Source organism: Gammaproteobacteria bacterium (assembly GCA_024235095.1).
Lineage (GTDB): Bacteria > Pseudomonadota > Gammaproteobacteria > Competibacterales > Competibacteraceae > UBA2383.
Map to the genome: position 1 here is coordinate 937104 of JACKNC010000001.1, position 25397 is coordinate 962500.

23 protein-coding genes and 2 rRNA genes (1 of these 25 only partly in view) are annotated in these 25397 nt (G+C 55.2%); 11 read left to right on the plus strand and 14 right to left on the minus strand.

Going from position 1 to position 25397, the window contains the following annotated elements; genetic code table 11:
• Positions 1 to 337: 337 nt before the first annotated feature.
• The 3 genes from H6973_04010 (at position 338) to H6973_04020 (ending at position 3010) form a co-directional block, all read left to right on the plus strand.
• On the plus strand, positions 338 to 730 hold the full coding sequence (locus tag H6973_04010; protein ID MCP5124820.1) for a hypothetical protein: 393 nt from the start codon (positions 338 to 340) through the stop codon (positions 728 to 730).
• Between the two features lie 459 nt (positions 731 to 1189).
• On the plus strand, positions 1190 to 1966 hold the full coding sequence (locus tag H6973_04015; GenBank protein ID MCP5124821.1) for an enoyl-CoA hydratase: 777 nt from the start codon (positions 1190 to 1192) through the stop codon (positions 1964 to 1966).
• A gap of 147 nt (positions 1967 to 2113) precedes the next feature.
• Complete coding sequence (locus H6973_04020; protein MCP5124822.1) at positions 2114 to 3010, plus strand: 3-hydroxyacyl-CoA dehydrogenase family protein; 897 nt, start codon at positions 2114 to 2116, stop codon at positions 3008 to 3010.
• A 61-nt stretch (positions 3011 to 3071) separates the two neighbouring features.
• On the opposite strand, the gene H6973_04025 is transcribed toward H6973_04020, so the two are convergent.
• From H6973_04025 to H6973_04035, 3 genes are all read right to left on the minus strand, one after another.
• Positions 3072 to 4451 carry a leucyl aminopeptidase family protein gene (locus tag H6973_04025; GenBank protein MCP5124823.1) on the minus strand — a complete coding sequence of 460 codons (1380 nt, stop codon included), beginning with the start codon at positions 4449 to 4451 and terminating at the stop codon, positions 3072 to 3074.
• Positions 4452 to 4677: 226 nt separating this feature from the next.
• Positions 4678 to 5514 carry a phosphate ABC transporter substrate-binding protein gene (locus H6973_04030; protein MCP5124824.1) on the minus strand — a complete coding sequence of 279 codons (837 nt, stop codon included), beginning with the start codon at positions 5512 to 5514 and terminating at the stop codon, positions 4678 to 4680.
• A 93-nt stretch (positions 5515 to 5607) separates the two neighbouring features.
• Positions 5608 to 7563 carry a response regulator gene (locus H6973_04035; protein ID MCP5124825.1) on the minus strand — a complete coding sequence of 652 codons (1956 nt, stop codon included), beginning with the start codon at positions 7561 to 7563 and terminating at the stop codon, positions 5608 to 5610.
• 488 nt (positions 7564 to 8051) lie between these two features.
• Between H6973_04035 and sthA the strand changes: the two genes are divergently transcribed.
• The 3 genes from sthA to H6973_04050 are packed head-to-tail and all read left to right on the plus strand — an operon-like array spanning position 8052 to position 11826.
• Positions 8052 to 9455 carry a Si-specific NAD(P)(+) transhydrogenase gene (gene sthA / locus H6973_04040; protein MCP5124826.1) on the plus strand — a complete coding sequence of 468 codons (1404 nt, stop codon included), beginning with the start codon at positions 8052 to 8054 and terminating at the stop codon, positions 9453 to 9455.
• Between the two features lie 14 nt (positions 9456 to 9469).
• Positions 9470 to 10618, plus strand: coding sequence for a PilT/PilU family type 4a pilus ATPase (locus tag H6973_04045; protein MCP5124827.1), 1149 nt, complete (start codon positions 9470 to 9472; stop codon positions 10616 to 10618).
• Positions 10615 to 11826, plus strand: a complete 1212-nt coding sequence (locus H6973_04050; GenBank protein ID MCP5124828.1) for a pyridoxal phosphate-dependent aminotransferase — start codon at positions 10615 to 10617, stop codon at positions 11824 to 11826. Before H6973_04045 ends, H6973_04050 begins: the two co-directional genes overlap by 4 nt.
• On the opposite strand, the gene H6973_04055 is transcribed toward H6973_04050, so the two are convergent.
• On the minus strand, positions 11804 to 12619 hold the full coding sequence (locus H6973_04055; GenBank protein ID MCP5124829.1) for an aldo/keto reductase: 816 nt from the start codon (positions 12617 to 12619) through the stop codon (positions 11804 to 11806). The two genes, H6973_04050 and H6973_04055, sit on opposite strands and share 23 nt — an antisense overlap.
• 267 nt (positions 12620 to 12886) lie before the next feature.
• On the opposite strand from H6973_04055, the gene xth reads away from it, so the two are divergent.
• From xth to H6973_04080, 5 genes are all read left to right on the plus strand, one after another.
• Positions 12887 to 13666, plus strand: coding sequence for an exodeoxyribonuclease III (gene xth / locus H6973_04060; GenBank protein MCP5124830.1), 780 nt, complete (start codon positions 12887 to 12889; stop codon positions 13664 to 13666).
• Between the two features lie 17 nt (positions 13667 to 13683).
• Positions 13684 to 14721 (plus strand): dTDP-glucose 4,6-dehydratase, encoded by a 1038-nt coding sequence (rfbB, locus tag H6973_04065; protein MCP5124831.1) that lies wholly within the window; start codon positions 13684 to 13686, stop codon positions 14719 to 14721.
• 336 nt (positions 14722 to 15057) lie between these two features.
• The gene (locus tag H6973_04070) at positions 15058 to 16707 is read left to right on the plus strand and encodes a GAF domain-containing protein (GenBank protein MCP5124832.1); all 1650 of its coding nucleotides are present in this window, start codon (positions 15058 to 15060) and stop codon (positions 16705 to 16707) included.
• A gap of 40 nt (positions 16708 to 16747) precedes the next feature.
• Positions 16748 to 17374 (plus strand): cyclic nucleotide-binding domain-containing protein, encoded by a 627-nt coding sequence (locus tag H6973_04075; protein MCP5124833.1) that lies wholly within the window; start codon positions 16748 to 16750, stop codon positions 17372 to 17374.
• 31 nt (positions 17375 to 17405) lie between these two features.
• Complete coding sequence (locus H6973_04080) at positions 17406 to 18749, plus strand: hypothetical protein (protein MCP5124834.1); 1344 nt, start codon at positions 17406 to 17408, stop codon at positions 18747 to 18749.
• Here H6973_04080 and mutM read toward each other — a convergent pair.
• From mutM to H6973_04130, 10 genes are all read right to left on the minus strand, one after another.
• Positions 18746 to 19561 (minus strand): bifunctional DNA-formamidopyrimidine glycosylase/DNA-(apurinic or apyrimidinic site) lyase, encoded by an 816-nt coding sequence (mutM, locus tag H6973_04085; GenBank protein MCP5124835.1) that lies wholly within the window; start codon positions 19559 to 19561, stop codon positions 18746 to 18748. The two genes, H6973_04080 and mutM, sit on opposite strands and share 4 nt — an antisense overlap.
• The gene (locus tag H6973_04090) at positions 19561 to 20100 is read right to left on the minus strand and encodes a hypothetical protein (protein ID MCP5124836.1); all 540 of its coding nucleotides are present in this window, start codon (positions 20098 to 20100) and stop codon (positions 19561 to 19563) included. Before H6973_04090 ends, mutM begins: the two co-directional genes overlap by 1 nt.
• 7 nt (positions 20101 to 20107) lie before the next feature.
• A complete protein-coding gene (locus H6973_04095; protein ID MCP5124837.1) occupies positions 20108 to 21475 on the minus strand; it encodes a GldG family protein in 1368 nt (455 codons plus the stop codon).
• 5 nt (positions 21476 to 21480) lie between these two features.
• Entirely contained in the window at positions 21481 to 22233 is a 753-nt protein-coding gene (locus H6973_04100) for an ABC transporter permease subunit (protein MCP5124838.1), read from the minus strand.
• The gene (locus H6973_04105) at positions 22230 to 23159 is read right to left on the minus strand and encodes an ATP-binding cassette domain-containing protein (GenBank protein ID MCP5124839.1); all 930 of its coding nucleotides are present in this window, start codon (positions 23157 to 23159) and stop codon (positions 22230 to 22232) included. Before H6973_04105 ends, H6973_04100 begins: the two co-directional genes overlap by 4 nt.
• A 128-nt stretch (positions 23160 to 23287) precedes the next feature.
• Positions 23288 to 23428, minus strand: a complete 141-nt coding sequence (locus H6973_04110) for a hypothetical protein (protein ID MCP5124840.1) — start codon at positions 23426 to 23428, stop codon at positions 23288 to 23290.
• Between the two features lie 10 nt (positions 23429 to 23438).
• Entirely contained in the window at positions 23439 to 23594 is a 156-nt protein-coding gene (gene rpmG, locus H6973_04115) for a 50S ribosomal protein L33 (GenBank protein MCP5124841.1), read from the minus strand.
• Positions 23595 to 23606: 12 nt separating this feature from the next.
• A complete protein-coding gene (rpmB, locus tag H6973_04120; protein MCP5124842.1) occupies positions 23607 to 23843 on the minus strand; it encodes a 50S ribosomal protein L28 in 237 nt (78 codons plus the stop codon).
• Positions 23844 to 23981: 138 nt separating this feature from the next.
• A 5S ribosomal RNA gene (gene rrf, locus H6973_04125) occupies positions 23982 to 24096 on the minus strand.
• A gap of 56 nt (positions 24097 to 24152) precedes the next feature.
• A 23S ribosomal RNA gene (locus tag H6973_04130) occupies positions 24153 to 25397 on the minus strand; it runs 1669 nt beyond the window's last position.

The following is a 25397-nucleotide window of genomic DNA, read 5'->3' on the forward strand; positions in this document are numbered from 1 at the left end:
TCCGGTTTCCATCTGGAAAGACAATAAGATCGCAGGTCAACATTTCATTTTAGGGTTGGAATAATGAGAGCGAACTCTACATCGGGCCAAACTGGCCCGTTTCCGGTTAGATACTGTCACTCGCTGATAAGTCTGGTCAATCATCCTATATTTGAAGGTCATCTGGTCCATGGAAAATTCGGTTCAAGATGACAGGAGGTGAGGTGAATCATTCGTAAAATTCATTATCTAACAAGGCTCTCAAGGCAAACTGAAAATTAGGTACGATGTTTGCATACCAAATAAATTGTAATAAGTAACAAATCATTTTAGGATTGGATTACAGGAGCCAGTTTTGATGAACACGCAGATCCACCGCAAACAACTTATTATTTTGATGCTGGCTATGGCGCTCGCTGCAGTTTCCTACTGGATTCCCCTGCCGCAGCAATCCGAATCTTATCCATCACCATCGATATTGCATGAATCGACCCGTTTAGCAGCGCCAAAAGAAGAGATTACTTATGCACGCGAGCCTGCAACGATCTGGCGATTTCCGGTAACCATCCAGGCGCCGCGCACTCCGGTGCGAGCTGCTGCCACGCCGCAGACAAAAGATATCCAATCAGTTCAGACATCACCCGCGACGCAGCTGATAGATCCGCGGGATTTTGCCAATGGGATCGGCATGCCAATAGTCAATCCTTCTCTGGTGCCAGTTAAAGAGCTGAATTACGATCTGAAACGCTAGATTATAGTCTGGCAACCTGTTTAGCCTGCATTCCAAGGTACGCGGTGCGTACCCTGCATCGACTACGTCGACGACGTTGATACCGATCATTCAAAAGTAGGGTACGCACCGCGTACCGCTGCAGTGAATAGCCATGACCCGGAATGTAGGGATAACGGCGAGCAAGACAATAAGAGATAGATTCTTTAGGAGCCGGTCATGATTGACCGGTTTGTAGCGCCCGCTCAGACTTATCCCCTCTCTATCTTCTTCAAGTCATCGTCAGTATTTGCATTTCCCTCTGTTATTCTGCTTGAATTCTTGCTAACCCGGTTCATTCTGGCCTGTGGTATCATTTGCCATCACTTATTGTAGGCAAAAGCGAATCGCGCACGGCGTTCTCGTGCAATCCGCGCTGTGGCGGTTGCCCCCAGAATCAAACTGGCCTCGCCCATCACCGTTCGGTAAGGAGAATAAAGCATGAATTACGAAAATATCCGGGTCGAAACCCGCGGCCCGGTCGCCCTGATTACCCTGAACCGGCCCAAGGCGTTTAATGCCTTGTCCAACGATCTGATGGATGAGCTGACCCAGGCGCTGGATGCTGTCGAAGCGGATGAGGCGATTCGCGCTATCGTCCTGACCGGCGGCGAGAAGGTGTTTGCCGCTGGCGCTGACATCAAGGGCATGAAAGATTACTCCTACATGGACGCCTATAAGGCCAACTTCATCACCCGCAACTGGGAGCGGGTCAGCCGTTGCCGCAAGCCGGTGATTGCTGCAGTAGCCGGCTATGCGCTGGGCGGTGGTTGCGAGCTAGCGATGATGTGCGATTTCATTCTGGCCGCTGATACTGCCAAATTTGGTCAGCCGGAAATCAAGCTGGGCATTCTGCCCGGCGCTGGCGGCACCCAGCGCCTGACCCGGCTGGTCGGCAAGTCCAAAGCCATGGAACTCTGTCTGACCGGGCGGATGATGGATGTTGAGGAAGCTGAGCGCGCCGGTCTGGTCAGCCGAATCGTGCCGGTTGCCGAACTGATTGAGGAGGCGGTTAAAACCGCCGAGACGATTGCGGGCTATTCGCTGCCAGCGGTGATGATGACCAAGGAATGCGTCAACCGCTCTTATGAAACGAGTCTTGCCGAGGGGCTGTTGTTCGAGCGCCGGACTTTCCATGCGGTATTCGCAACCGAGGATCAGAAGGAAGGCATGGAAGCGTTTGCCGGCAAACGCGCGGCGCAGTTCAAGCACCTCTAAGGTTTGAAGAGACTGATCCGGCCAGTGACGCGCCGTGGATTGGGTTGACCGGATCGTTGATTAAATCCACTATGTTTGATGTTGTTAATGCCTGGCGCTTCTCGGTCGCCAGGAATTCGTGTTGTTAAAATCTAGAAGGAATAGACAATGGAAATCAAAAAAGTTGGCGTAATGGGTTGTGGAGCGATGGGATTGGGCGTAGCGCAGGTCTGCGCACAGTCGGGCATGCCGACGGTCGCGGTTAAAGCGACGCCGGGTTCAACAGACAAGATTCGCTCAGGACTGGAAAAATCATTGGGCAAGATGGTCGAACGCGGCAAAATGACCGCCGAGAAAAAAGACGAAACCCTCAGCCTGTTGCAATTCACAACTCAGGAAGAAGAGGTTGCGGGTTGCGATTTGATCATTGAATCCATTATTGAAGATCTGGACACCAAGAAAGCGCTCTTTCAGCGGCTGGAGGGTATCGTCTCGCCACAGGCGCTGCTGACCACGAATACTTCGACGCTTTCGGTGACCGCAATGATGGCGGTCTGCGAGCATCGCAACCGGGTGGCGGGTCTGCACTTCTTTAACCCGGCGCCCGTGATGAAACTGGTCGAGATCATTCACGGCTTTGAGACTTCCGATGACGCGATTGAAACGCTCGATACGTTTTGCAAGAAACTGGGCAAAGACCCGGTTATTGTGCAAGACACGACGGGTTTTATCGTTAACCGCCTGCTAACGCCTTATATGCTGAGCGCTATCCGCCTCCTGGAAATGGGGACGGGCACGATTGGCGACATCGATCACGCGATGAAGTCGGGCGCCGGACATCCAATGGGGCCGTTTGAACTGGCTGATTACATCGGTTTGGATGTTGTGGAAGCCATGACGCTGAACATTTATCAGGACATGCATCAGCCCCATGTATCTTCGCCACATACTCTGACCCGGTTAGTCCAGCTCGGCTATCTGGGCCGCAAGACCGGCAAGGGTTTCTACGATTATTCAACCAAGCCGCCGATGCCGAATCCGGCGTTGCGTCATCCAGTTGCATGATGACCTATTGATGCAAGAAACGCTTCCAGTCGGGCGACCCGGTTGGAAGCCGGTTCATGGGTTACCACCCGCCATAGCGCTGTTCCAGCCAGCTAAACACCGCGCGCAGAGTCATCGCTTCGCCGCCTTCCGGGCGTCCGGGTTGCGTTTTGAGGTTCCATGCCATCAGATCAAAATGCGCCCATGGAATGCCGTCCGGTACAAATTCCTTCAAAAACAGCGCTGCGGTAATGGCTCCAGCATACGAAGAATCCGAGGCGTTGGCGAGATCGGCGATCTTGCTATCCAGCATTTCGCGGTAAGGGGAATACAACGGCAATCGCCAACAGGGGTCCTGTTCGCGTTCCGCCGCCGCCAGCAGACCGGATGCAAGCGTCTCGTCATTGCAGAATAGCGCCGGTACTTGTGTTCCCAGCGCCACTCGCGCCGCGCCAGTCAATGTAGCGAAGTCAATGATAACCGCTGGTTGCTCAGCACCCGCTTCGGCCAGGGCATCGCTAAGGATCAGGCGGCCTTCGGCGTCGGTATTGTGAATTTCCACGGTTAATCCCTGGCGCGAGCGAACAACATCGCCGGGTCGAAACGCGTTGCCCGCCACCGCATTGTCCACCGCCGCGACCAGCAGGCGCAACCGCACCGGCAGTCGAGCGCTTATGATCAGGCGAGCTAGACCCAGCGCGGTCGCCGCCCCCCCCATATCCTTCTTCATCAACCGCATGGCGCTGGATGGCTTCAAGTCCAGTCCTCCGCTGTCGAAACAGACGCCTTTGCCAACCAGAGTTACTTTGGGGTGCCCCGGATCGCCCCAGCGCAGATCCAACAAGCGGGGCGGATGGGCGCTGGCCCGGCCCACAGCATGAATGAGCGGAAAATTGCGCGTCAGCAGCTCCTCGCCAACCGTTTGCTCGAACGTCGCACTGAATTGTTGGGCAAGCGTTTGCATCGTCTCGGCAAGCTGCTCCGGCATCAAATCTTCCGCCGGGGTATTGATCAGATCGCGAACTAGAGTAACCGCATCGACCATGCGCTGAATACGGTCAGCGTCGCAAACGGGATTCAGCGCCAGCCGCGCGATGGTACGTTTGGACGCCTTGTAGCGAGTAAATTGATAGGCGCCTAACGCCCAGCCCAGGGTTAACCGCTCTAGCTGCTGGGGGTCAAATGCCGCTTCCAGCGCGTAATCGCCTTCGGGTAACACCGTGGGCAGACCGCCCAGCGCCCACAGGTGGTCAGCTTTGCCGATCACGATAATCACGACTCGCAGCTGACCCTCCACGCTGGGAACCAGGCTGAATTGACCCGGCTTGGCTTTGAAGCTGGTCGCGCTCAACCAACGGCGCAAGGGTTCATCCTGCTGTTCCAGCCAGGTTGCGAACTCGCTCTCGGTGACCGGGATCACGGGAATATTGCCGTTAGTACGACTTGAGATTACGTTGTTCATGAGTTTTCAGTTCTACAAAAAGTAGGGTTTTTAGCGCTGCTTTATCAGATTATGGAGCGGATGGAAGCGGGGGCGCCGGAAGCGGATCACCAAGCGTTACAGCACCTGTTGAGTCCGTCAGCGTGGCCTGAGCGGGCGGTTCTCGACCCCATTGCCCAAGAGGCCAGCTAGCGGCGGTTAGGGGATAATGAGAAGACTTCGTTAACGATTGATATCAGAGGCACTCTTACTTCACCGGGATGTATCCGTTGTGTCGGATGATCTCGGCGCCATCAGGACTCAACAAATATTCGACGAACCGCCTGGTGAGTTCACTTACCTTTGTTATGTCGGCAGGAAGATATATGTATATTTTACGGGCAAGAATGTACTTTCCTGATTGTGCATTGGAGAAGTTGGGCACCACACCATTCAAGGCAAGGGGCTTCACCTTGGACTCGTCGACATGCCCAAGGCTCATGTAACCAAGGGCATTTTTGTCCCAGGATACCACTACCTTCATTTTATCGTGGTCGTCGATAATATTAGCCGTCGTTGTTGGAGTCTCGTTGGGCATAACCTTTTTGAGGAAGACGGACCGGGTTCCGCTTCCGGCGTTTCGGTCGTACAGCGAGATCGGGCTGTCGTCTCCCCCGACCTGCTTCCAGTTGGTGATTTCACCGGCGTAAATCTTCCTTACGGTATCAGTGGACAAATTCGATATGGGATTCGATGGATGGACAACCACGGCGATCGCATCGATGGCAAGGGGTATCGTTTGCAGATCATAATGCTGCTGCTCCTTCGGCTTCAGCAAGCGTCCTGCGTTGCCGATGTCGATGAGGCCCTTGCCAATCTGCTCGATGCCAAAGGTGGAGCCGCCGCCTCTGACCAGGATATGGATATTCGGATTGAACTCTTCGATTCTGTGCTTTAGCTCGTACATGATCGGCAGATGGGCCGTGCCGCCGGCAATCAAAATATTGCCTTCTAATTGGTTGAAGCTTTCAAGACCGTCGGCTACAGCATGCGAAAAGAACAGCAAAGTTGAAGCCATCAAGCCGACAATGTTTAGAACTTTCATAACAAATCTCCATACGGTATTGCTTTAGTTCAGTTATCATTATAATGTGACTTCTTACCCAAATGTCTGATTAAAAACCTTATCTCAAAAATTCTACTGAACCGCTGCCTCGTCGGTCGCGGTCGGCAACCATTTGATGAGGCACTCATTGAGTTGGGATAAGGGCGTTGGCTTGGCCAGGTACTCGTCCATACCGGCGGCCCGACAGCGCTCGGCTTCGCCCTTCAACACATTGGCCGTCAGGGCCAGAATGTGCGTGCGGCCGGCGCCGCGTTTTGCCTCCTCATCCCGGATCGCCTGGGTGAGCTGGTAGCCATCCATGTACGGCATATGGATGTCGGCCAACAGCAGCCCATAGTCGCCGTTCAGCCATTTACCAAAGGCCTCGCGCCCATCGGCGGCGATGTCACAGCAGTAGCCCAGCAGGGTGAGCTGCTGCTCGATTACCGCCTGGTTGGTCTCATTGTCCTCGGCGACCAGGATCAGCCGCCCCTGGCGGATGGCCTCCTCGCGGCTGGGAAGGCTCGTCTGGGCCAGCGACAGGTCCCCGGTATCGGTGGCGGTGGCCATCAGCTTGGCCTTGTCAGCACGGGGAAAGGGCAACCGGGCGGTGAAGGTGCTGCCGACATCCGAGATGCTTTCCACCCGAATCGCACCGCCCATCGCCTCGACCAGCCGCGTGCTGATGACCAGCCCCAGCCCGGTGCCGCCGTACTGGCGCGTAGTCGAGGTGTCGGCCTGGGTGAAGGGATGGAAGACGCGGTCGATGGTTTCCGCGTCCATGCCGATGCCATTGTCGCGCACCGACAGCGTGACCCAAACCGGATCGCCTTCTCCTTCGGCCAACCGGACGGTCACCGTGACCTCCCCGGGGCGGTCCAGACCGCTGGAAAACTTGATGGCGTTGGAGAGGAAGTTGGTGAGGATCTGGCGCACCCGCAGGGCATCGCCCTTGAGGATGTGGGGGATGTCCGGATCCACCGCATGGCGCAGCGTCACCGCCTTCTGCCGGGCCTGGCCGGCGAGGGCGGCGCAGGTCTTCTCGACCATGTCAGTCAGAGCGAAGGGTTCGACGGAAAGGTGGAGCTTGCCGGCCTCGATCTTGGAGAAATCAAGGATGTCGTTGAGGATGCCGAGCTGCGCCTGGGCGGAGTCGTAGATGACCTGAGCCATTCGGCGCTGTTCATCGGTCAGGCGCGTTTTGAGCAGCGCCTCGCTCATGCCGATCACGCCGTTCATCGGCGTGCGGATCTCATGGCTCATGTTGGCCAGGAACAGAGACTTTGCCTGGTTGGCAACCTCGGCCTGCCTTTTTGCCAATTGGAGCGTTTCTTCGGTATTAATCCGTTCCTCTATGAAATCGGCGATGGTTTTACTTAGAAATTCAAACTCATTAATTCCCTTGTAATCGGGTTTTGCGCCACATTGGACAGGTTCAATCAACTGGCGAATCGGTTTCGAAACAGTATTTACTATGGTCAGCACAAGCATAACAATTGCGGCGATCAATAGTATGGCGAGACCAGCAAGTACATATAGCGCGTCACCCATAAACTCATAATATGCGCTATCGTCCATAATAAAATCAACCCGCCAGTCCCAGGGTTTGAAATATAAAGATTCGGAGTAATCGATACGAAATACCTTGGCCAACATATTTACCAGTTTGGACTCAGCCAGTGACGCGCGATTAGCGAATATGGACGTATTGTCTATCTCGTAAATGATTCTGTCTCCTTCACTGATTTGTGCCCAAAGTATCATGTTTCTGGAAAAGGTTTCTATGTTTGCCATGCCCTTGGCCTTTTGGATAAATACTCCCTTGGACTTGGCAGTCCGGCTCGCCATGAAAAACGATTGATTGAGGGTATTGAATATCTGCTCCCCAATATTATGCTTGACTTCCTGAACTTGGTTGAGCGCGTAGCGGTGGAAAATCATAAAAATGGCTATCGCCACCACCAGGATGAGAACGGCCATGTGGATGGCCGTTGGCACGAGAAGCCGGTAGGCAAGGCTGTTCTTTTTGAACAGGTTGGTAATGCTCATAAGGCGCCAGCCCGGCTGCTTCGCGAAAAAGATAACTTGTCGATTTTGTAACACAACGATATTTCGGTCTTTCTGTAAGACACTTTGGATTACTCGCTACCAATTCTATTTTTCAGATTTATACTTTTGATTTATATTTATAAATAAACATAATCCGATTTTGATCGAAAGGCAAGGTGGATTAAGGTAGCCTATGAAAGGACTTTCCCAGAAGCAGGAAAAAACGCGACCGTGGCCCAAAGCCCACTTCAAAGCACGATGACTGCATCGTCAAGCCCATCCCTTCATGCGTGGCCGGGATTCGGACGCTCTTGGACCCATTCTGACCGCGACTAGGGTCTTCAGAGATGGAGTAAAGGAATGTTTGAATGGATGGCCTGATCTCACTCGCTGCTGTCCCGGCATCAGTGCTATCATCCATAGAAACTGCAAAATTGCGGAAACTCTCATCAGCCAATTTCCGCCCCAACCAGCGACGAGCGCGACGCATGAACGACCCGCATTATGATGTCATCGTAATTGGCACCGGCCCGGGAGGAGAAGGGGCCGCCATGAAAGCCGCTAAGGAAGGTCAATCCGTAGCCGTGATCGAGAAGCATCACCTGGTGGGGGGCGGTTGTACGCACTGGGGCACCATTCCCTCCAAGGCCCTGCGGCACGCTATTAATCGAATGCTGGAATTCAACACCAGCGCGACCTTCCGCAGCGCCCTGGGACATGCCCTGAAACTGTCCTATCCCGAATTGCTGCGCTCCGCAGAATCAGTCATCGCCCGTCAGACCGCTATGCGCCGGGATTTCTACGAACGCAACCGAGTCACGCTCTATCACGGTCATGCCAAATTTCTCGATGCGCATACCCTGGAAGTTCGCGCTGGCAATCAGGGCGAACCGGCGGTGCTGGCCGCCGACGGTTTTGTCATTGCCTCCGGTTCTCATCCCTTCCGGCCCCGCGATATCGATTTCAACCATCCGCGCATCTTCGACAGCGACACGATTCTCAGCATGTCCACCACGCCGCGCTCGATCCTGATCTATGGCGCTGGAGTGATCGGTTGCGAATACGCCAGCATCTTCCGCAATATGGGCTGCAAAGTGGATCTAGTGGATACTCGTTCGCAGTTGCTTTCCTTCCTCGACGATGAGATCAGCCACGCGCTCAGCTATCACTTGCGCGACCAGGGGGTGATGATTCGCCATAACGAGGAATATGAAAGCGTCGAAGGTTTGCCGGATGGCATGTTCATGCACTTCAAGTCTGGCAAGAAGATCAAGGCGGACGCGCTGTTGTGGGCGAATGGCCGCACTGGCAACACGGCGAACATGGGCTTGGAGGAGCTGGGCATCACCCCGAACAATCGCGGCCAGATTAAAATTGATGACAACTACCGCACCGCCCTGCCGCACATCTACGCGGTTGGCGATGTGGTCGGCTACCCGAGTCTGGCCAGCGCCGCCTATGATCAGGGCCGTTTCGCCGCAACGCATCTGGTGCAAGGCAGTTGCGACCATCACCTGGTGGATTACATCCCGACCGGCATTTATACTTCACCCGAGATCAGTTCCATTGGCCGCACCGAGCGCGAACTGACTGAAGCGCGGATTCCCTATGAAGTCGGACACGCCTATTTCAAGAGCCTGGCGCGCGCCCAGATCACCGGACGCACTGTTGGGATTTTGAAGCTGTTGTTTCACCGCGATACGCTGGAAATTCTGGGCATCCACTGTTTTGGCGACCAGGCGGCGGAAATCGTGCATATCGGCCAAGCCATCATGGCGCAACAGGGTGAAGCCAACAACATTCAGTATTTTGTTAACACGACTTTCAATTACCCCACCATGGCCGAAGCGTACCGGGTTGCGGCGCTCAACGGTCTGAATCGGTTGGCCTGAGAGAGGACTCTATCTTGGATATCACTCCCTATCTCAAACTTATGGTTGACAAGGAAGCCTCTGACCTGTTTTTCCATGTGGGCGCGCCGGTCAATATCAAGATTGGCGGCGTAGTCCGGCCCATTGGTAATAAAGTGCTGGGTCCCGGCGGCGTGCGCGAAGTCGCCTATTCGGTGATGAAAGATGACCAAATCAAGGATTTCGAACACGACTGGGAACTCAACTTCGCCATCCCGCTGCATGGCGTAGGCCGCTTCCGCGCCAACGTGTTCAAGCAACGCGGCGAAGTATCGATGGTGATCCGCTACATCAAGGGCGACATCCCCCAGGTCGAGGAACTGGGCCTGCCGCCGCTGCTGCGCCAGATCGTGATGGAAAAGCGCGGCCTGATTTTGCTGGTCGGCGCGACCGGCTCGGGTAAATCGACCACCCTGGCGGCAATGATCGATCATCGCAACTCCAGTTCGCCAGGGCATATCATCACCATCGAGGATCCGATTGAATTCACCCACCAGCATAAAAAATCGGTGATCGCTCAGCGTGAAATCGGCATTGACACTCATAGCTACGAGTATGCGTTGCGCAGCGCCATGCGCGAAGCGCCGGACGTGATCCTGGTCGGAGAAGTTCGCGAACGCGATGTGATGAAATATGTGTTGACGTTCTCGGAAACCGGCCATTTGGTGCTGTCCACCCTGCACGCCAACAACGCGAATGGAGCGCTGGAGCGCATCGTCAACTTTTTCCCCGAGGATGCCCGGCCTCAGTTGTTGATGGACCTGTCGCTGAACCTGCGCGCCATCATCTCCCAACGCCTGGTGCGCGCCCTGAACGGCGGCATGGTGCCTGCAGTAGAGGTCCTGCTAAACACGCCCTACATTGCTGACCTGATCCAAAAGGGCAAGATCGATTACGTCAAGGACGCTATGGAACAATCCACGGAAGCCGGCACCCAGACTTTTGACCAAGCGCTGTTCAAGCTGTATAAGGAAGGCAAGATTTCCAAGGATGAGGCGATTAAGAATGCAGATTCCAAGAACAACGTCGGCCTGCAAATCCGGCTGGCGGAAGGGATGGAGTCGAGCAACAAATCGTCGGCTAACATCGCTGATCTGGTGCTTCACGACGATGATCAGGAAAAGAATCGGATGTTTGGGATATGAATATCCCTCCTCGCCCCCAGCCCCCCTTCCCAGCTAGGAGAGGAGAGTTCATCGGACTCGCCCGGCGGATGGCGGATATTGCGCCGTTTCATGTCATGGCGCTATTGGCGCGCGCCCAGGAACTGGAGGCGACAGGCCGTTCCATCATCCACATGGAAATCGGCGAGCCGGATTTTCCAGCAGCGGAGCCGATCATCGCCGCAGGTCAACAAGCGCTGGCGGAAGGACGCACTCGTTATACCCCCGCTGCCGGTCTGTCGGCACTGCGCCAGGCGATCAGTACTCATTACCGGGAGCGCTACCAGGTCGCGGTTCCAGCCCGGCGTATTCTCATCACCCCCGGCGCATCTGGCGCGTTGCAATTGGCTACGGCGGTGTTGATTAATCCTGGCGACCGGGTATTGGTGGCTGATCCGGGCTATCCCTGCAACCGGCATTTTGTGCGGCTGGTGGAGGGCGAAACCGTCGGGATTCCGGTCGGACCGGAGACCGGCTATCAACTCACTGCAAGTCTGGTTGAACAATACTGGGATACGCAGACGGTAGCGGTGTTGCTGGCCTCGCCGGCTAATCCCACGGGCGCCGTGGTTCCTCCCGAGGAACTGGCGGCAATTGTCGCAACGGTTGAGGCGCGCGGTGGGCGAGTGATCATGGACGAGATTTACCACGGGCTGGTCTATAGCGCGCCGCTGCAAACCGCGCTGGCGTATTCGGACCAGGTCTTTTTGGTCAACAGTTTTTCCAAGTATTACGGAATGACCGGTTGGCGGCTAGGTTGGTTGGTCGCTCCCGAGGACAGTGTTGACGCTGCCGAAAAGCTAGCGCAGAACCTGTTTCTAGCAGCGTCTACCCCGGCGCAACACGCCGCGCTGGCCGCTTTTACCCCAAAGGCGCAGGCGATTTTCGAGGCGCGGTGTCGGGAATTCCAGGCGCGGCGGGATTTTCTGCTGCCCGCCCTGCGCGAACTGGGCTTTGTCATGCCCGTGACTCCAGATGGCGCATTCTATCTCTATGCCGATTGTGGCCGTTTCACCGACGACAGCTACGACTTTGCGTTGCGCTTGCTGGATAAAGCGGGCGTCGCCATCACTCCCGGCATTGACTTCGGCTGCCATCGCGCGAGCCAGCATGTGCGTTTTGCTTACACCAACGCCATCCCGCAGCTGGAGAAGGGCGTAGAGCGCATCAGACAGGCGTTACAGAATTGACGTGTTGTAAAGCGCGTTCCGCCGCCGTCATGTTGGCCCGCAAATGCTCCGGATTCAGCGTTCCTACTACTACGCTGCTGACCCCCGGTTCCGCGAAAATCAGATTCAGCGCAGACTGCACCGGGTCAGTGCTCTCTACCAGATCGAGATGGCCGCTGAGCAAGCCCTTCTTGATGAACACGCCCTTGCCCGCGGCGTGAGCAGCCTGGATAACGGGCAATTCTTCGCGCTGGGCCAGATTATAAGTGACCATCACCGCATCACAGCACTCCACCGCCCGCAAGCCGCCGGCAACGGTCTTGCTGGACATTCCTACCGCGCGGATTAAACCCGCCTGCTGCAGATCGCGCAGGGTCGGCAACACCTCCTCCTGCTCCAGGATAGCCAGGTCGTCACCGCTGGAGTGGATCAACACTACATCCAGCGTCTCCACTCCCAATCGCCGTAGACTGCGCTCCACGCTGGCGTAGGCAGCGGCAGCTGAGAAGTCGAATCTGGAGACGCCATCGTGGAATTCTTCGCCGACTTTGGTCACGATCACCCAGTCCCGTCGGCATTGTCGCAGCAACCGGCCTAGCCGTTCCTCGCTTTTATTGTAAGCCGGCGCTGTATCCAGCAGATTAATGCCCAGATCCCAGGCCAGCTCCAGCAACGTCAGCGCCTCCTGATCCGAAGGCAGTTCAAATGGTCGAGGATATTTGACACTCTGGTTACGACCGAATTTGACTGTACCCAGCCCTAGCGGACTCACCTGCAGACTGGTTGATCCTGGTAATCTCATGCTTGTTATCATCAGATGCGTTTACCATTCAAGGGCATTACAGCTAATAGGTAATCCCTCAAAAGATCGAAAATCATATTGGAGCGATCTGGTGTTTTATCCATCATTATAACAAAATCTTGTCGATCTCTGCTGTATAAAGGTTCACTATAACCTGCAGGACTACCACAAATCATAGGCAATGCTATGAGATAACACGATAGCGTATGGGATGGCAAGAGTGATTATAAACTGAATTTGAAGTATTTTTTAGATCATATAGAGTTCGATGAAGTGAAAATTAAAATTGCGACCTGGAATGTCAACTCCTTGAAAGTGCGCTTACCACAGGTGCTGGACTGGCTCGCACAGCACCAGCCTGATATGTTGGCCCTCCAGGAAACCAAGCTGATCGACGCCGATTTCTCGACTCTGGATATCTCCAACGCTGGCTATCAATCCGTGTTTGCCGGGCAGAAGACCTACAATGGCGTAGCAATTCTCAGCCGGTTGCCGGCCAGCGATGTGATCACCGACCTGCCGAACATGGATGATCCGCAACGTCGGGTGCTGGGCGCGACCTTGGGCGAACTGCGCGCTATTAATCTTTACATCCCCAACGGTCAGTCGGTCGGTTCCGACAAATACGCCTACAAAATCGCTTGGCTCGAAAGACTTATCGCCTGGGTGGAAACCGAGTTGGCGCGTTATCCAAAACTTGTCATCCTGGGCGATTTCAACATTGCCCCAGAAGATCGCGATGTGCATGATCCAGTAGCCTGGACCGGGCAGGTGCTGTGTAGCAAATCCGAGCGAGCGGCGTTTGAACGGCTATTGAATCTGGGACTGCGCGACGCCTTTCGTTTGTTCCCTCAGGAAGAGCACAGTTTTAGCTGGTGGGACTACCGCGCTGCTGCATTCCGGCGTAATCTTGGCTTGCGTATTGACCATATTCTGGTCAGCCCGGCGCTGGCGGCGGACTGCGTCGCCTGTAGGGTGGACAAGAAACCGCGTCAACTGGAACGTCCTTCTGATCATGCCCCTGTCGTGGCTGAATTCACAGCACCCTCTGATGCCTGATACCTGATGCCTTGCTCATGAACCACCATCCACGCAATGTTCTCGTCACCGGCGGCGCCGGCTTCATCGGCTGCAACTTCGTCCGCTATCTGCTGGTTGCTGATCCCGATATCCGCATTGTCACGCTTGACCTGCTAACCTACGCGGGTTCAATGGACAACCTGTGCGACCTGCCTGATCCCGCCCGACATCTCTTCATCCAGGGCGATATTTGCGATCGGGCGCTGGTCGACCGCCTGCTGCGCGAGCATCAGATTGACACCATTGCCCACTTCGCCGCCGAGAGCCATGTCGACCGTTCGATCACTGGGCCTGCGGCGTTTGTGCAGACCAATCTGGTTGGAACATTTACCCTTCTGGAAGCGGCGCGCATCGCCTGGTTGGAGGAAAAAATTGCTGAATCTCCCCGCTTCCACCACATTTCCACCGACGAGGTGTACGGTACGCTCCAGCTCAGCGACCCGCCATTCACCGAAACGACTCCTTACGCGCCCAATTCCCCCTACTCCGCCTCCAAAGCCGGCTCCGATCATCTGGTGCGGGCTTATTTCCACACCTATGGCCTGCCGGTCGTCACTACTAATTGCTCCAACAACTACGGTCCCTTCCAACACGGCGAGAAGTTTATTCCAACGGTCATTCGCTCCTGCCTGCTGCAAACCCCGATTCCGGTCTATGGCGATGGCAGCAATATCCGCGACTGGCTCTATGTTGAAGATCACTGCCGAGGCATCGAAACCGTCATTCGCCAGGGCCGATTAGGAGAAACCTATAACATAGGGGGTTGCAATGAATGGGCGAACATCAATATTACTCGGCTGATCTGCCAGTTACTTGATGAGCGTCGCCCGGAGCACGCACCGCATGAACGATTGATTACCTTTGTAACCGACCGGCCAGGTCATGACTGGCGCTACGCTATCGACGCCAGTAAGATGGATCGCGAACTGGAGTGGCAACCGCTGGAAACTTTCCAAACCGGTATTGCTAAAACCGTGGACTGGTATCTCAAGCGCCATGCTGCTGATCCCGCTTGGGGCGGCATGACCGGCTGAGTTTTGACAGGTATGGGACAGGATTTTTCGCAGGTCTGGCCCCGAACGCGCTCGACCGGCGAACTCTTGTCAGGCAACGCTCCGCTTATGCCCAACCTATCATTGTCTCGCTAATAACAATCCCTACATCCCAGAACAATTAATTTTATATTAATTAAGCAAAATCAATTTCTTGCTTAAAATCTGACCTGATTTCTACACTAGCAACACTAGATATTTATTGCGAGTTACCCTAATAGAGAGGCCCTCCGGCATTGTCGTCAAGGGGCGCCATTGCATCGCTATACTATGTGAATACCGTTGATCGCTGTCCAGCCCGAAACACAAGGAGCGCCAATGCAACTCTCTAATTCCAGTAATCTTCTACAGCGTCTGGAACATCTTAACCGCATCGGCATTGCATTGTCCAAGGAGCGGGATACGCTAAAGCTGCTGGACATCATCCTGATCGCCGCCAAGCGCCTGCTCAATGCGGACGGGGGTACGTTATACCGACTGGTGGAAGAGCAAGGTCGCCAACAACTTCGTTTCGATGTGGTCTACAACGATTCGTTGCATATCCATATTGGCGGCGCCACGGGTACTGATTTCCCTGATGGCTTTCCCCGCTTTATTCCACTCCATGATGCTTCCGGTCAACCAAATACCGGCATGGTGGTCACTTACGCCGTACTGAACAATACCACGGTGGTGATTGACGATGCCTATGTCGAACAAAGTTTCGATTTCTCAGGAACCCACCGCTTTGATCAACATACCGGCTATCGTTCCCGCTCCTTCCTGACGGTGCCGATGAAGAATCATGAGGAGGAAATCATCGGCGTCTTTCAACTCATCAACGCTCTCGATCCGAAAACCGGACAGGTGCGCACCTTTTCACCCGCCGACCGGCAACTAGCAGAATCACTGGCCTCCCAGGCCGCCATCGCGTTGACGAACCGGCAACTGATCAAGCAACTTGAGAATCTGTTCGAAGCACTAATTGCCCTGATTAACACCGCTATCGATCATAAATCTCCTTACACCGGCGGGCACTGCCAACGGGTGCCGATTCTCACCATGATGATCGCCGAGGCTGCTCAACGCTCTAAACGAGGTCGGCTCAAGGATTTCTGTCCTACTCCGGAGGAATTGTACGAACTCAAGATCGCCGGACTTTTACATGATTGCGGCAAGATCACCACTCCTGTACATGTAGTGGACAAAGCAACTAAACTCGAAACCCTCTTTGACCGCATTCACTTGGTGGATACTCGCTTTGAGGTGCTCAAGCGTGATGCCGAAATTGAAATGCTTAAGGGGAAACTGACTGCCCTGGAAAGTGGCGATCTGACCACTATTTCCTGCTTGGAACAGCAGTTTAGTGAAAAATTGACTCAATTGGAGGAGGAACGCGCCTACGTGCGCCACAACAATATTGGCGGCGAGTTCATGAGCGCCGCAGATCAGGAGCGGATTCGACAAATCGCCGCCCGCCGCTGGGTCGGACCCGATGGTCAGGATAGCGCCTTCCTGTCCGAGGACGAGGTTCATAACCTTTGTATTGCCAGAGGCACCTTGAATCCGGCGGAACGCGCCATCATCGAGGAGCATGTAGCACTCACCATGAGGATGCTCAATCAACTGCCGTGGCCCAAAAACCTGCGCAATGTCGCCGAATATGCCGGCAGCCATCATGAAAAACTCGATGGCCACGGCTACCATCGGGGTTTGAATGAATCATCGTTACCGTTACCCTCACGCATTATCTGCCTGGCCGATGTATTCGAAGCGCTGACCGCGCGCGACCGCCCCTATAAACCGGGAAAGAAAATGAGCGAAGTACTCACTATTCTTGGCCGAATGGTGCAAGACCATGAAATCGATTCCGATTTGTTCGATGCGTTCGTTCGAGAAGGAGTCTGGCTGGACTATGCCCGCCAGTGGGTGCAACCGGAGCAAATGGATGCGATAGACATTAGCCAAATTCCGGGTTATACCCCTTGATGATTGGCTGCATTGTTCTCCGCTCTCCAGGAAACTCGACATGCAAATTTATAAAAGCGGCGACGCCCTGAGCAAGTTAAGTGAACAATTTAAACGCATTCCGCTATTGCGCGCCTTCGCGGGGGAGCCTCTCAAGGAAATCCTCAATGCCAGCCGCATGCTGGTCTATGGCCAGGATGAGGTTATTATTCCCGAAGGCGAATTCGGAGATCATCTGTACGTACTGATCAACGGCAAAGTGCGCGTCGTCAAGAACCAGCGATCTATCGCGGTGCTCGACCAGGTAGGAGAGGTGTTTGGCGAAATTTCCGCGCTGGACCATGAGCCGCGCACTGCCTCGGTCATCGCCGCCAAGCTGACCTGGTGCCTGGAACTCAATCCAAGCGCTCTGGAAAATCTGCCCTCTGAGGACCAGGATGCCTATTACGCTTTGCTTTACCGTTTTATTGCTCAGGTCATCGCTGAACGACTGAAGAAAACCACTGATGAACTGGCTCTGGCTGTTAAAGAACTCGAAACGACCCGATGCAAGCTGAAGGAATTGCGGCAAGACTCCGGTCAAGAAAAGATGGATGACGAACTGGAATTGGCCATTGAACAACTGCGGCGCACCAAGGAAAAACTGTCGCGGCTGGGAGGCGCGACTGAACCATTGTCGATGGCCTGACGCTATCGGCTATGCCTTGGAGGATATCATCATGCACTCTGCATTGATTCTTGGAATTTTTTTAGGCGCTATGTCGTGGATGTCGCCTGCGCCAGCCAGCAAATCGGCTCCAGAGGAATTCATCGTACCGTTGCAGGCAACCACCTCACGCTCAACGCTACGCAATTCTGGCCGGGTGCGCCTGGTGAAGAAGGATGAACTCACCGGGAAACCAGCGTTTCAGGCGAAAAACGCGCAAACAGCCATCATCGCCGCAATCAATCAGAAAACTTCGGGCTGCTGGATGATCCGTTATGGAACAGATTTCGGCTGGGTGGCTGCCAGCAACATCCACTATTCCGCCTCTGATAATCCCGTGACATTGCGCCGCTCTCAACAAGAAGCCCGCTTCAAGGCGTTTACTGATGCCCGAACCCAGTTGGCAGGCTGTTTGCGCGCGTTGTCGCCAGAGGCGCGACGCGCTGTTGCGAAACGTCTGGAACAGGATAGTTCGATCCAGTTGGCGTTGATCAATCTGGCGACTAACGATGCGGAAAAATGGGAACAGGCGTTGCGTATTCTGGCGCGCGGTTTCGTCGCTTATTCGGTCGAAGAAGATACCGCCAAGCACTCGCACTCGATCCAGGTCAACCTGGTCACTACTTTAAAAACTGCGACCCAGCTAACCCGTCCTGCGGCGAACGCTATCGAAGCAACGTCGATTCAGGAAGGACTGGCGCAGTTGTTGGCTGAAATACAGGCCGGTTTAATTCCGCCGGTCGGCAACCGGTTGATTGTGGTCAATGCGTCGGGCGAACTCACACTGGTGGGCTATGCCATTAACCTGATTGGGGTACATCCGAATGCAGCGGCCCAGGACAAGCTTCGCGTTGATGCCGAGAAAATCGCCACGGCGCGCGCTACTGAAGCCATCATTGGTCTGGCGATCGGTGATGATACCCGATGGCAACACAACTTGGACGAGATCAGCCAAAGAGAGGTCAGAACCGCTGCCAGTGGCTATGATGATAACGAACCCAGCGCCAACCGTTTCAGGCAAATTCGTGATTTGGTCATGGCTTCGGCCAAGGATGACCCAGGGTTGCAAACGCTGGTTGAGGGAAATCTGCCCTCATCAGCGGCGATCAAGCGCTTTGGCGAGGAGGACCGGGTCGCGGTAGCCGTGATTTACACTCCGACAGTTAGGAAACCCGCACCACCGCCACCGCCACCGGCTACGCCTGTCGTTGAACCTGCCAATGATTCACCCGTCATGCCATCGGTCACCGAGCCATCGCCAGGTAGTTCACCCCCGCCGCCCGTCCCGCCTGCCGCCGAGTCATCCACTACGATACCCCCCGTGATTGAATCTTCAGAGCCGACCGAAACCCGTTAAAGCTGACAACGCGGACAAAAATAGGTCGACCGTTGCCCCAGCCGGCAGCGGTCAATCGGCTCCCCACAAACCCGGCAGGGCAATTGGTAGCGACCATAAACGCATAACTGTTGTTGAAAGTAACCGGGTTTACCCTCGCCGCCGACAAAGTCGCGCAAGGTCGTACCGCCCTGGCGAATGGCCTCGCCTAAAATCTCGCAGATGGTTTCTGCTAACCGCTGGTACTCATCCAGCGCCACTTGTCCAGCCGGGCGCAAAGGGTTGATTCGGGCGGCGAACAGCGATTCACTGGCGTAGATGTTGCCCACGCCGACCACGATATGGTTATCCATAATGAAAGGCTTGACTGCTATTAAGCGACCTCGTGCTCGCTGGTGCAACCAGTCACCGGAAAATCCCTTGTCCAGTGGTTCCGGCCCCAGCGCCCGAAGCAGGGGATGCCGCTCTGGCGGCTCGACCGTCCACAATACAGCCCCGAAGCGACGGCTGTCGTTGAAGCGCAGACAGTGACCATTAGATAGCGTCAGATCAACGTGATCATGCTTTTCATAAGGCGTGTCGGCGCGCAAGATGCGTAAACGTCCGGTCATGCCCAGATGAAAGATGACGGTTCCGATATGGGTATGCAGCAACAGATATTTAGCCCGTCTTTCGACCTGTTGAAAGATCTGTCCAGACAATACCGTTGCCAATTCATCCGGCGCTGGCCAGCGTAACCGGGGTTGCCGCACTACAACGCGAACGACCTGTTGACCGATGAGGTGAGGGGCAATGCCGCGCCGGACGGTTTCGACTTCAGGCAATTCAGGCATCATTGACTCTTTGGAGCAAGCGACTGCCGGGATTCAATGGGCGGCGCCAGAAAACTTGCCGCCGCGCTGGTTAGCAACCGATATAGGCGATCAGGGCAGAGATGAACCATCGCTCCGGTTTGCACATAGCGCAAACCATCGGTGGGCGCAGTCGCGCCGAAGCGGATTTCCTGACTGTCGAACCTGAGTCGCAACCGGGGTGGATCAAGGGATAACGCTTTCAGATCAAGCTCTCCGCCCAGATATCGACGTGGACAATGCATGGTTGCTTCTTGAAGCAACTGGTTGATTAAAATTGGATTGGCAGGCCCACTGTTGGGCGCGGTCATCCACCAGCGTCCCTCCTGTTGTGTAAATGCTATCGTTTCCTGATCTGGCCGCAGCACTTCGATGTGTTTTATTTCAGTAGGCGATACCTCTAACAGCGATGGAATCACCGACGATTCCTGGCTTGGCCCCAAAAGTTCCAGCATCACCAATCCACCCGCCAGAATTAGCAGCCCCAGATTAACCGCCCACTGTCGCGTCAGCGCATTCATGATCAACTCAACGTCGCCGGCGGCGGAACCACCAGATTAGCCAGCCGCTGCTCATCAGTCCTGCGGGCAAAATCACCAGGAACAGCGCCGCCAGTAGCGCCAGAGCGCTTTCCGAAAGGCGCAGAGTTGGATCGGGAACGGATCGGGGCGGAAGCGCAATCAACGCCTCATCCAGCACCAGCCAATTAAAAATATTCAAACCCAGTTCCAGATTAGCGCCATTACCCAAATAGGTGTTGGATAGAAAATCACCATCGCCGATGATAACCACCCGTTGCCGGGCGGCATCTCCAGGTTCTTCACCAGGTTTTAGCCGAGATAGCGCCAATCCTAAGATCAGTGGACCCGGTCGCTCAAGGGTATTCGGATCGAACTGAATCTGACCTTCCAGCGCGCCGGTTTCGCTCCAACTGGAAGACCGACTTTCCAGCAGTACGTCCGTTTGCCAACCGGCTAACGGTTGGCTGTCCAAGGCGACCGACTGGGGCAGCAGAGCGGGAGCGCGCAGGGGTGCGGTGATCGGATGGGGGCCATAATCGGCGATGGGAATAAAGGTTGGATGGTGAATGCCCAGTCGGAGCGTATCCGCATCCACCACCACGCCCGGTAGAAGGGTGATCCCTAGCAACGCCGCCAGCGCGTGCAGGCCAGAGGGGTCCTCTGGCTCCAGCAACCACAGCAGATGGCCGCCGCGTTGCACATAGCTAAGCAGGACCCGGATTTCACCCACTGCTAATGCTATTTGCGGTCCAGCGATCACCAGTCCATCGGCATCAGCGGGGATATCCGGTTCTGTCGCCAGATTGAGTCCACGCGTCTGGATGCCAATTTTCGCCAATTCGCGCCCGAACGCGCCCAGATCGTGATTAGCAACGCCCTGTGGTTGGCGTTCACCATGACCTTCGAGGAACAGCACGAGCCGATCCTGACGGCGGCTCAGGCGCTGCAATATCTGGGTCAAGGCTTGTTCGCCGGGGTGTTGCAATGTTTCACGGCGTCCGGCGTATTCCACGGATAACTCACCATCCTCGGTAATTCCCAGTTGACGCACTTGATCCGGCAACAGATCGGGATTAACGAAGGTCAGCGTCATATCAGGCTTGTAACGCCGATAGCGGTCGACTAACCGGCTAATGCCCTCCCGGAGTGGCGAATGATCGTGGATATAGGCTGTTATGCGGACCGGTCCATCGAGGCGCATCAACCATGCCTGGCTGGCTTCGGACAAGGTATTGCGACCACTGGCGGTCCAGTCAGCCTGCACCGGATAGCGGACGCTCAGCCAGGCTAAAAGGCCGATCACCAGGCTAAACAGCAGTAGAAATAGCAGATGCTGAAGCCATAGTCGGCGACGCACAGAGGAATCAAGGCGCATGGGGATTAATCCCGCAAGCGCAGATCATCCAGCCGACGAATCGCTAGGCCTAGAAACGCCAGACTGAATAGAAAATAATAGGCAAAGTCAGTGCTGTCGAATAACCCAAGCAGGAAGGAATCATAATGACGCCGCAGTGATAGATAGCCTAACAGATTGCTGCTGGCTGTTTGATCAACGCGGGCCGCGTCCACCATCCACAGCGCCAGTAATACCCCTAGCGTCGCGACCGCCGCTACAGCGGGCTGGGTCGTCAACGTGGACAAATACAGACCGACCGCAGTTGCCGCCGCCGTCAGCAGGGTTAGCCCCAGCGCTCCCGACAGCAATTTGCCAAAATCAAGGGTGGCGCCGACAGCCAGCGACAGCGGCATCAATGTGATCAAGGCGATGGCGCTTAGAAAAAAAGTCAGCGCCCCCAAATACTTGCCCAACACAATCGCAGGAATCCCCACCGGAGCTGAGAACAGCAGATCGAGGGTACGGGTTCGGCGTTCCTGACTAAACAGGCGCATGGTCAATAGCGGAATCAGCAATAGCAACACCCAGGCGGCGACGCGGAATAACGGCGCGGCTATCAGATCAGTCACACCAGGCGCATTATCCAGCCCGGTCAATTGCCCCTGTAAATTTCGGAAATCCTCCACCAACAACACAAATATCCAAGCCAGGAGTCCCTGAACCACTGCCAGCAAAGTCCAGGCCAGCGGCGATAGAAACAGACTGCGCCATTCACGGGCGGCAATGGTAAGAATCATCGGTCCGTGTCGGTTTCCAGAATCAGTTCAACGAAAACCTGCTCCAGATGGGCAAGTTCCGGTGTCATTTCCCAAAGCCCCCAGTCATTGGCCTGCTGAATTAATGATGCCGTAAGCGCAGTGGCGGCGCTATGATGGAGACGGAAACGCCCCTCACCCAGTTCATCGACCCGGTTCACACTGGGTAATTGCTTCAGAAAAGTCAGCGGTGGCGGCGTTTTCAGACCAATCCGCAACCGGGTAGACTGCCGACATTCCAGGTCGCTCAGAGTGCTGGCATATACCAACCGCCCCGTGCGCATGATCTGCACATGGGTGCAAAGCGTTTGAACCTCCGCCAGTAGATGCGAGGACAAAATCACACCGCGCTCCTGCCCCAGTTCGTGAATCAACTCACGGATTTCCCGTGACTGGATCGGATCGAGTCCGACCGTGGGTTCATCCAGCACTACCACTGCTGGATCGTGCAGCACGGCCTGAGCAATGCCGACCCGCTGGCGGTAACCCTTGGACAAATGACCAATCAGACGGCGACTGACCTCGGTCAACCCACAGCGTTGCTTGATGCTCGCCACGGCCTGACGGCTGGCTCTGTGGTTCAGCCCGCGTAGACGCGCGCTGTAATGGAGTTGCTCATCCACAGTCAGTTCGCTGTACAGTGGCGGATGTTCAGGCAAATAGCCCAGCGCCCGCTTAGCCTGCACCGGTTGGTCCAGCAGATCAATGCCATTAATCATAATACGTCCGGCATCCGGGGCCAGTACGCCAGCCAATATGCGCAAAGTTGTGGACTTTCCCGCGCCATTGGGACCCAGAAATCCCAGAATCTGTCCGCGAAACAGGGTAAAACTGACATCGTCAACCACCCGCACATCGCCATAACAACGGGTTAGTCTCTCTACTTGCACGAGAATTTCATCCATCATCACTTCTTCCATACACATGGAACGATATGGGACGAATTGCATGTGATTACCCGCTTCTGCGTGCGAATTTTGGCGGTGCTAATGAACTTGGTAATTATGTGGAGCGTTGCTAACGTAGGGTGGATGTTCTACCAGCGAGCGATGATATCGCCGGTGGGATTGCTGAATGTCAATGATATTTTGGCCAGCTTCAGCGCGCTCATGGCGAGGAAAACGTAAACGAGAAACCCGCCTGACAGCGGGTTCATTTCAATCGGACGACCCTCCATAAGCCAGCCTCTACTTGATCTTGGCTTCCTTATAGGGGACATGTTTGCGAACTACCGGATCGTATTTTTTCATCTCCAGCTTTTCCGGCGTGGTCCGCTTGTTCTTGGTGGTGGTGTAGAAATGTCCGGTACCTGCAGTAGATACCAGTTTGATCTTGTCGCGCATGGTGAATGCTCCTCAGAATTTCTCGCCTTGGGCGCGCAGTTCAGTGAGCACTGCGTCAATCCCTTTCTTATCGATAATACGCATACCGTGCGCCGACACGCGCAACTTTACGAAGCGCCGTTCGCTTTCGACCCAGAAGCGATGCTCGTGCAGATTAGGCAGAAACCGACGGCGAGTCTTGTTATTGGCATGGGATACATTGTTTCCGGTAGTCGGGCCTTTACCCGTTACCTGACACACTCTGGACATTGAATTTCTCTCCAACCGGCATAACCGGATTAATACTGTGTGGGGCTTATAACAAATTTTGCAATCCATCACAACGAGATGCTTGCGCATCACAAAAAACCCTCACTGCAATGCGCGAGTGAGGGTTTGGGGGAAGGCGCCTGGCGATGACCTACTTTAGCATGAGTAACCTCACACGATCATCGGCGCGGCGCGGTTTCACGACCGAGTTCGGGATGGGGTCGGGTGGTTCCCGCGCGCTAGGATCGCCAGGCAAAAAAGGGCGAGACATGCGATTCGAGTGAGGGGAGGGGGATCGCCCCCCCCAAGGCTTGGGTGTTAGCGGATCAAGCCGCACGGTCGATTAGTACGGGTCAGCTTCACGCCTTACGGCGCGTCCACCGCCTCGCCTATCCACGTGGTGGTCTGCCACGGACCTTCAGGCGTCTCAAGGACGCGGGAGAACTGATCTTGGGGGAGGCTTCCCGCTTAGATGCTTTCAGCGGTTATCCCGTCCGGACGTAGCTACCCGGCGGTGCGTCTGGCGACACAACCGGTACACCAGCGGTCCGTCCATTCCGGTCCTCTCGTACTAGGAACAGCGCCCCGCAATTCTCCAACGCCCACGGCAGATAGGGACCGAACTGTCTCACGACGTTCTAAACCCAGCTCGCGTACCACTTTAAATGGCGAACAGCCATACCCTTGGGACCGACTACAGCCCCAGGATGTGATGAGCCGACATCGAGGTGCCAAACACTGCCGTCGATATGGACTCTTGGGCAGTATCAGCCTGTTATCCCCGGAGTACCTTTTATCCGTTGAGCGATGGCCCTTCCTTTCGGAACCACCGGATCACTAAGACCGGCTTTCGCCCCTGCTCGACCTGTCCGTCTCGCAGTCAAGCACCCTTGTGCCTTTGCACTCACCGCGCGATTTCCGACCGCGCTGAGGGTACCGTCGCACTCCTCCGTTACGCTTTGGGAGGAGACCGCCCCAGTCAAACTACCCACCATGCACGGTCCCTGAACCCGTTTCAGATCCGAGGTTAGAATCCCGAGCATTCCAGGGTGGTATTTCAAGGTTGGCTCCACGAGAACTGGCGTTCCCGCTTCAATGCCTCCCACCTATCCTACACAAGAAGGCTCAAAATCCAGTGCAAAGCTGTAGTGAAGGTTCACGGGGTCTTTCCGTCTTGCCGCGGGTACGCTGCATCTTCACAGCGAGTTCAATTTCACGGAGTCCCGGGTGGAGACAGTGTGGCTATCGTTACGCCATTCGTGCAGGTCGGAACTTACCCGACAAGGAATTTCGCTACCTTAGGACCGTTATAGTTACGGCCGCCGTTTACCGGGGCTTCGATCAAGAGCGTCGCCTTGCGGCTAACCCCATCACTTAACCTTCCGGCACCGGGCAGGCGTCACACCCTATACGTCCACTTGCGTGTTGGCAGAGTGCTGTGTTTTTAGTAAACAGTCGCAGCCACCTGGTCACTGCGGCCCGCCTCGGCTCGACCCGCAAGGGGCTTCACCTACTACAGGCGCACCTTCTCCCGAAGTTACGGTGCTATTTTGC

What these genes read in the sequence shown, in the direction of transcription:
- H6973_04010 (MCP5124820.1), top strand. Translation starts at nt 338, where the DNA reads ATGAACACGCAGATCCACCGCAAACAACTTATTATTTTGATGCTGGCT.
- H6973_04015 (MCP5124821.1), top strand. Translation starts at nt 1,190, where the DNA reads ATGAATTACGAAAATATCCGGGTCGAAACCCGCGGCCCGGTCGCCCTG.
- H6973_04020 (MCP5124822.1), top strand. Translation starts at nt 2,114, where the DNA reads ATGGAAATCAAAAAAGTTGGCGTAATGGGTTGTGGAGCGATGGGATTG.
- H6973_04025 (MCP5124823.1), bottom strand. Translation starts at nt 4,451, where the DNA reads ATGAACAACGTAATCTCAAGTCGTACTAACGGCAATATTCCCGTGATC.
- H6973_04030 (MCP5124824.1), bottom strand. Translation starts at nt 5,514, where the DNA reads ATGAAAGTTCTAAACATTGTCGGCTTGATGGCTTCAACTTTGCTGTTC.
- H6973_04035 (MCP5124825.1), bottom strand. Translation starts at nt 7,563, where the DNA reads ATGAGCATTACCAACCTGTTCAAAAAGAACAGCCTTGCCTACCGGCTT.
- sthA (MCP5124826.1), top strand. Translation starts at nt 8,052, where the DNA reads ATGAACGACCCGCATTATGATGTCATCGTAATTGGCACCGGCCCGGGA.
- H6973_04050 (MCP5124828.1), top strand. Translation starts at nt 10,615, where the DNA reads ATGAATATCCCTCCTCGCCCCCAGCCCCCCTTCCCAGCTAGGAGAGGA.
- H6973_04055 (MCP5124829.1), bottom strand. Translation starts at nt 12,619, where the DNA reads ATGATAACAAGCATGAGATTACCAGGATCAACCAGTCTGCAGGTGAGT.
- rfbB (MCP5124831.1), top strand. Translation starts at nt 13,684, where the DNA reads ATGAACCACCATCCACGCAATGTTCTCGTCACCGGCGGCGCCGGCTTC.
- H6973_04070 (MCP5124832.1), top strand. Translation starts at nt 15,058, where the DNA reads ATGCAACTCTCTAATTCCAGTAATCTTCTACAGCGTCTGGAACATCTT.
- H6973_04075 (MCP5124833.1), top strand. Translation starts at nt 16,748, where the DNA reads ATGCAAATTTATAAAAGCGGCGACGCCCTGAGCAAGTTAAGTGAACAA.
- H6973_04080 (MCP5124834.1), top strand. Translation starts at nt 17,406, where the DNA reads ATGCACTCTGCATTGATTCTTGGAATTTTTTTAGGCGCTATGTCGTGG.
- mutM (MCP5124835.1), bottom strand. Translation starts at nt 19,561, where the DNA reads ATGCCTGAATTGCCTGAAGTCGAAACCGTCCGGCGCGGCATTGCCCCT.
- H6973_04090 (MCP5124836.1), bottom strand. Translation starts at nt 20,100, where the DNA reads ATGAATGCGCTGACGCGACAGTGGGCGGTTAATCTGGGGCTGCTAATT.
- H6973_04095 (MCP5124837.1), bottom strand. Translation starts at nt 21,475, where the DNA reads ATGCGCCTTGATTCCTCTGTGCGTCGCCGACTATGGCTTCAGCATCTG.
- H6973_04100 (MCP5124838.1), bottom strand. Translation starts at nt 22,233, where the DNA reads ATGATTCTTACCATTGCCGCCCGTGAATGGCGCAGTCTGTTTCTATCG.
- H6973_04105 (MCP5124839.1), bottom strand. Translation starts at nt 23,159, where the DNA reads ATGATGGATGAAATTCTCGTGCAAGTAGAGAGACTAACCCGTTGTTAT.
- H6973_04110 (MCP5124840.1), bottom strand. Translation starts at nt 23,428, where the DNA reads ATGGAGGGTCGTCCGATTGAAATGAACCCGCTGTCAGGCGGGTTTCTC.
- rpmG (MCP5124841.1), bottom strand. Translation starts at nt 23,594, where the DNA reads ATGCGCGACAAGATCAAACTGGTATCTACTGCAGGTACCGGACATTTC.
- rpmB (MCP5124842.1), bottom strand. Translation starts at nt 23,843, where the DNA reads ATGTCCAGAGTGTGTCAGGTAACGGGTAAAGGCCCGACTACCGGAAAC.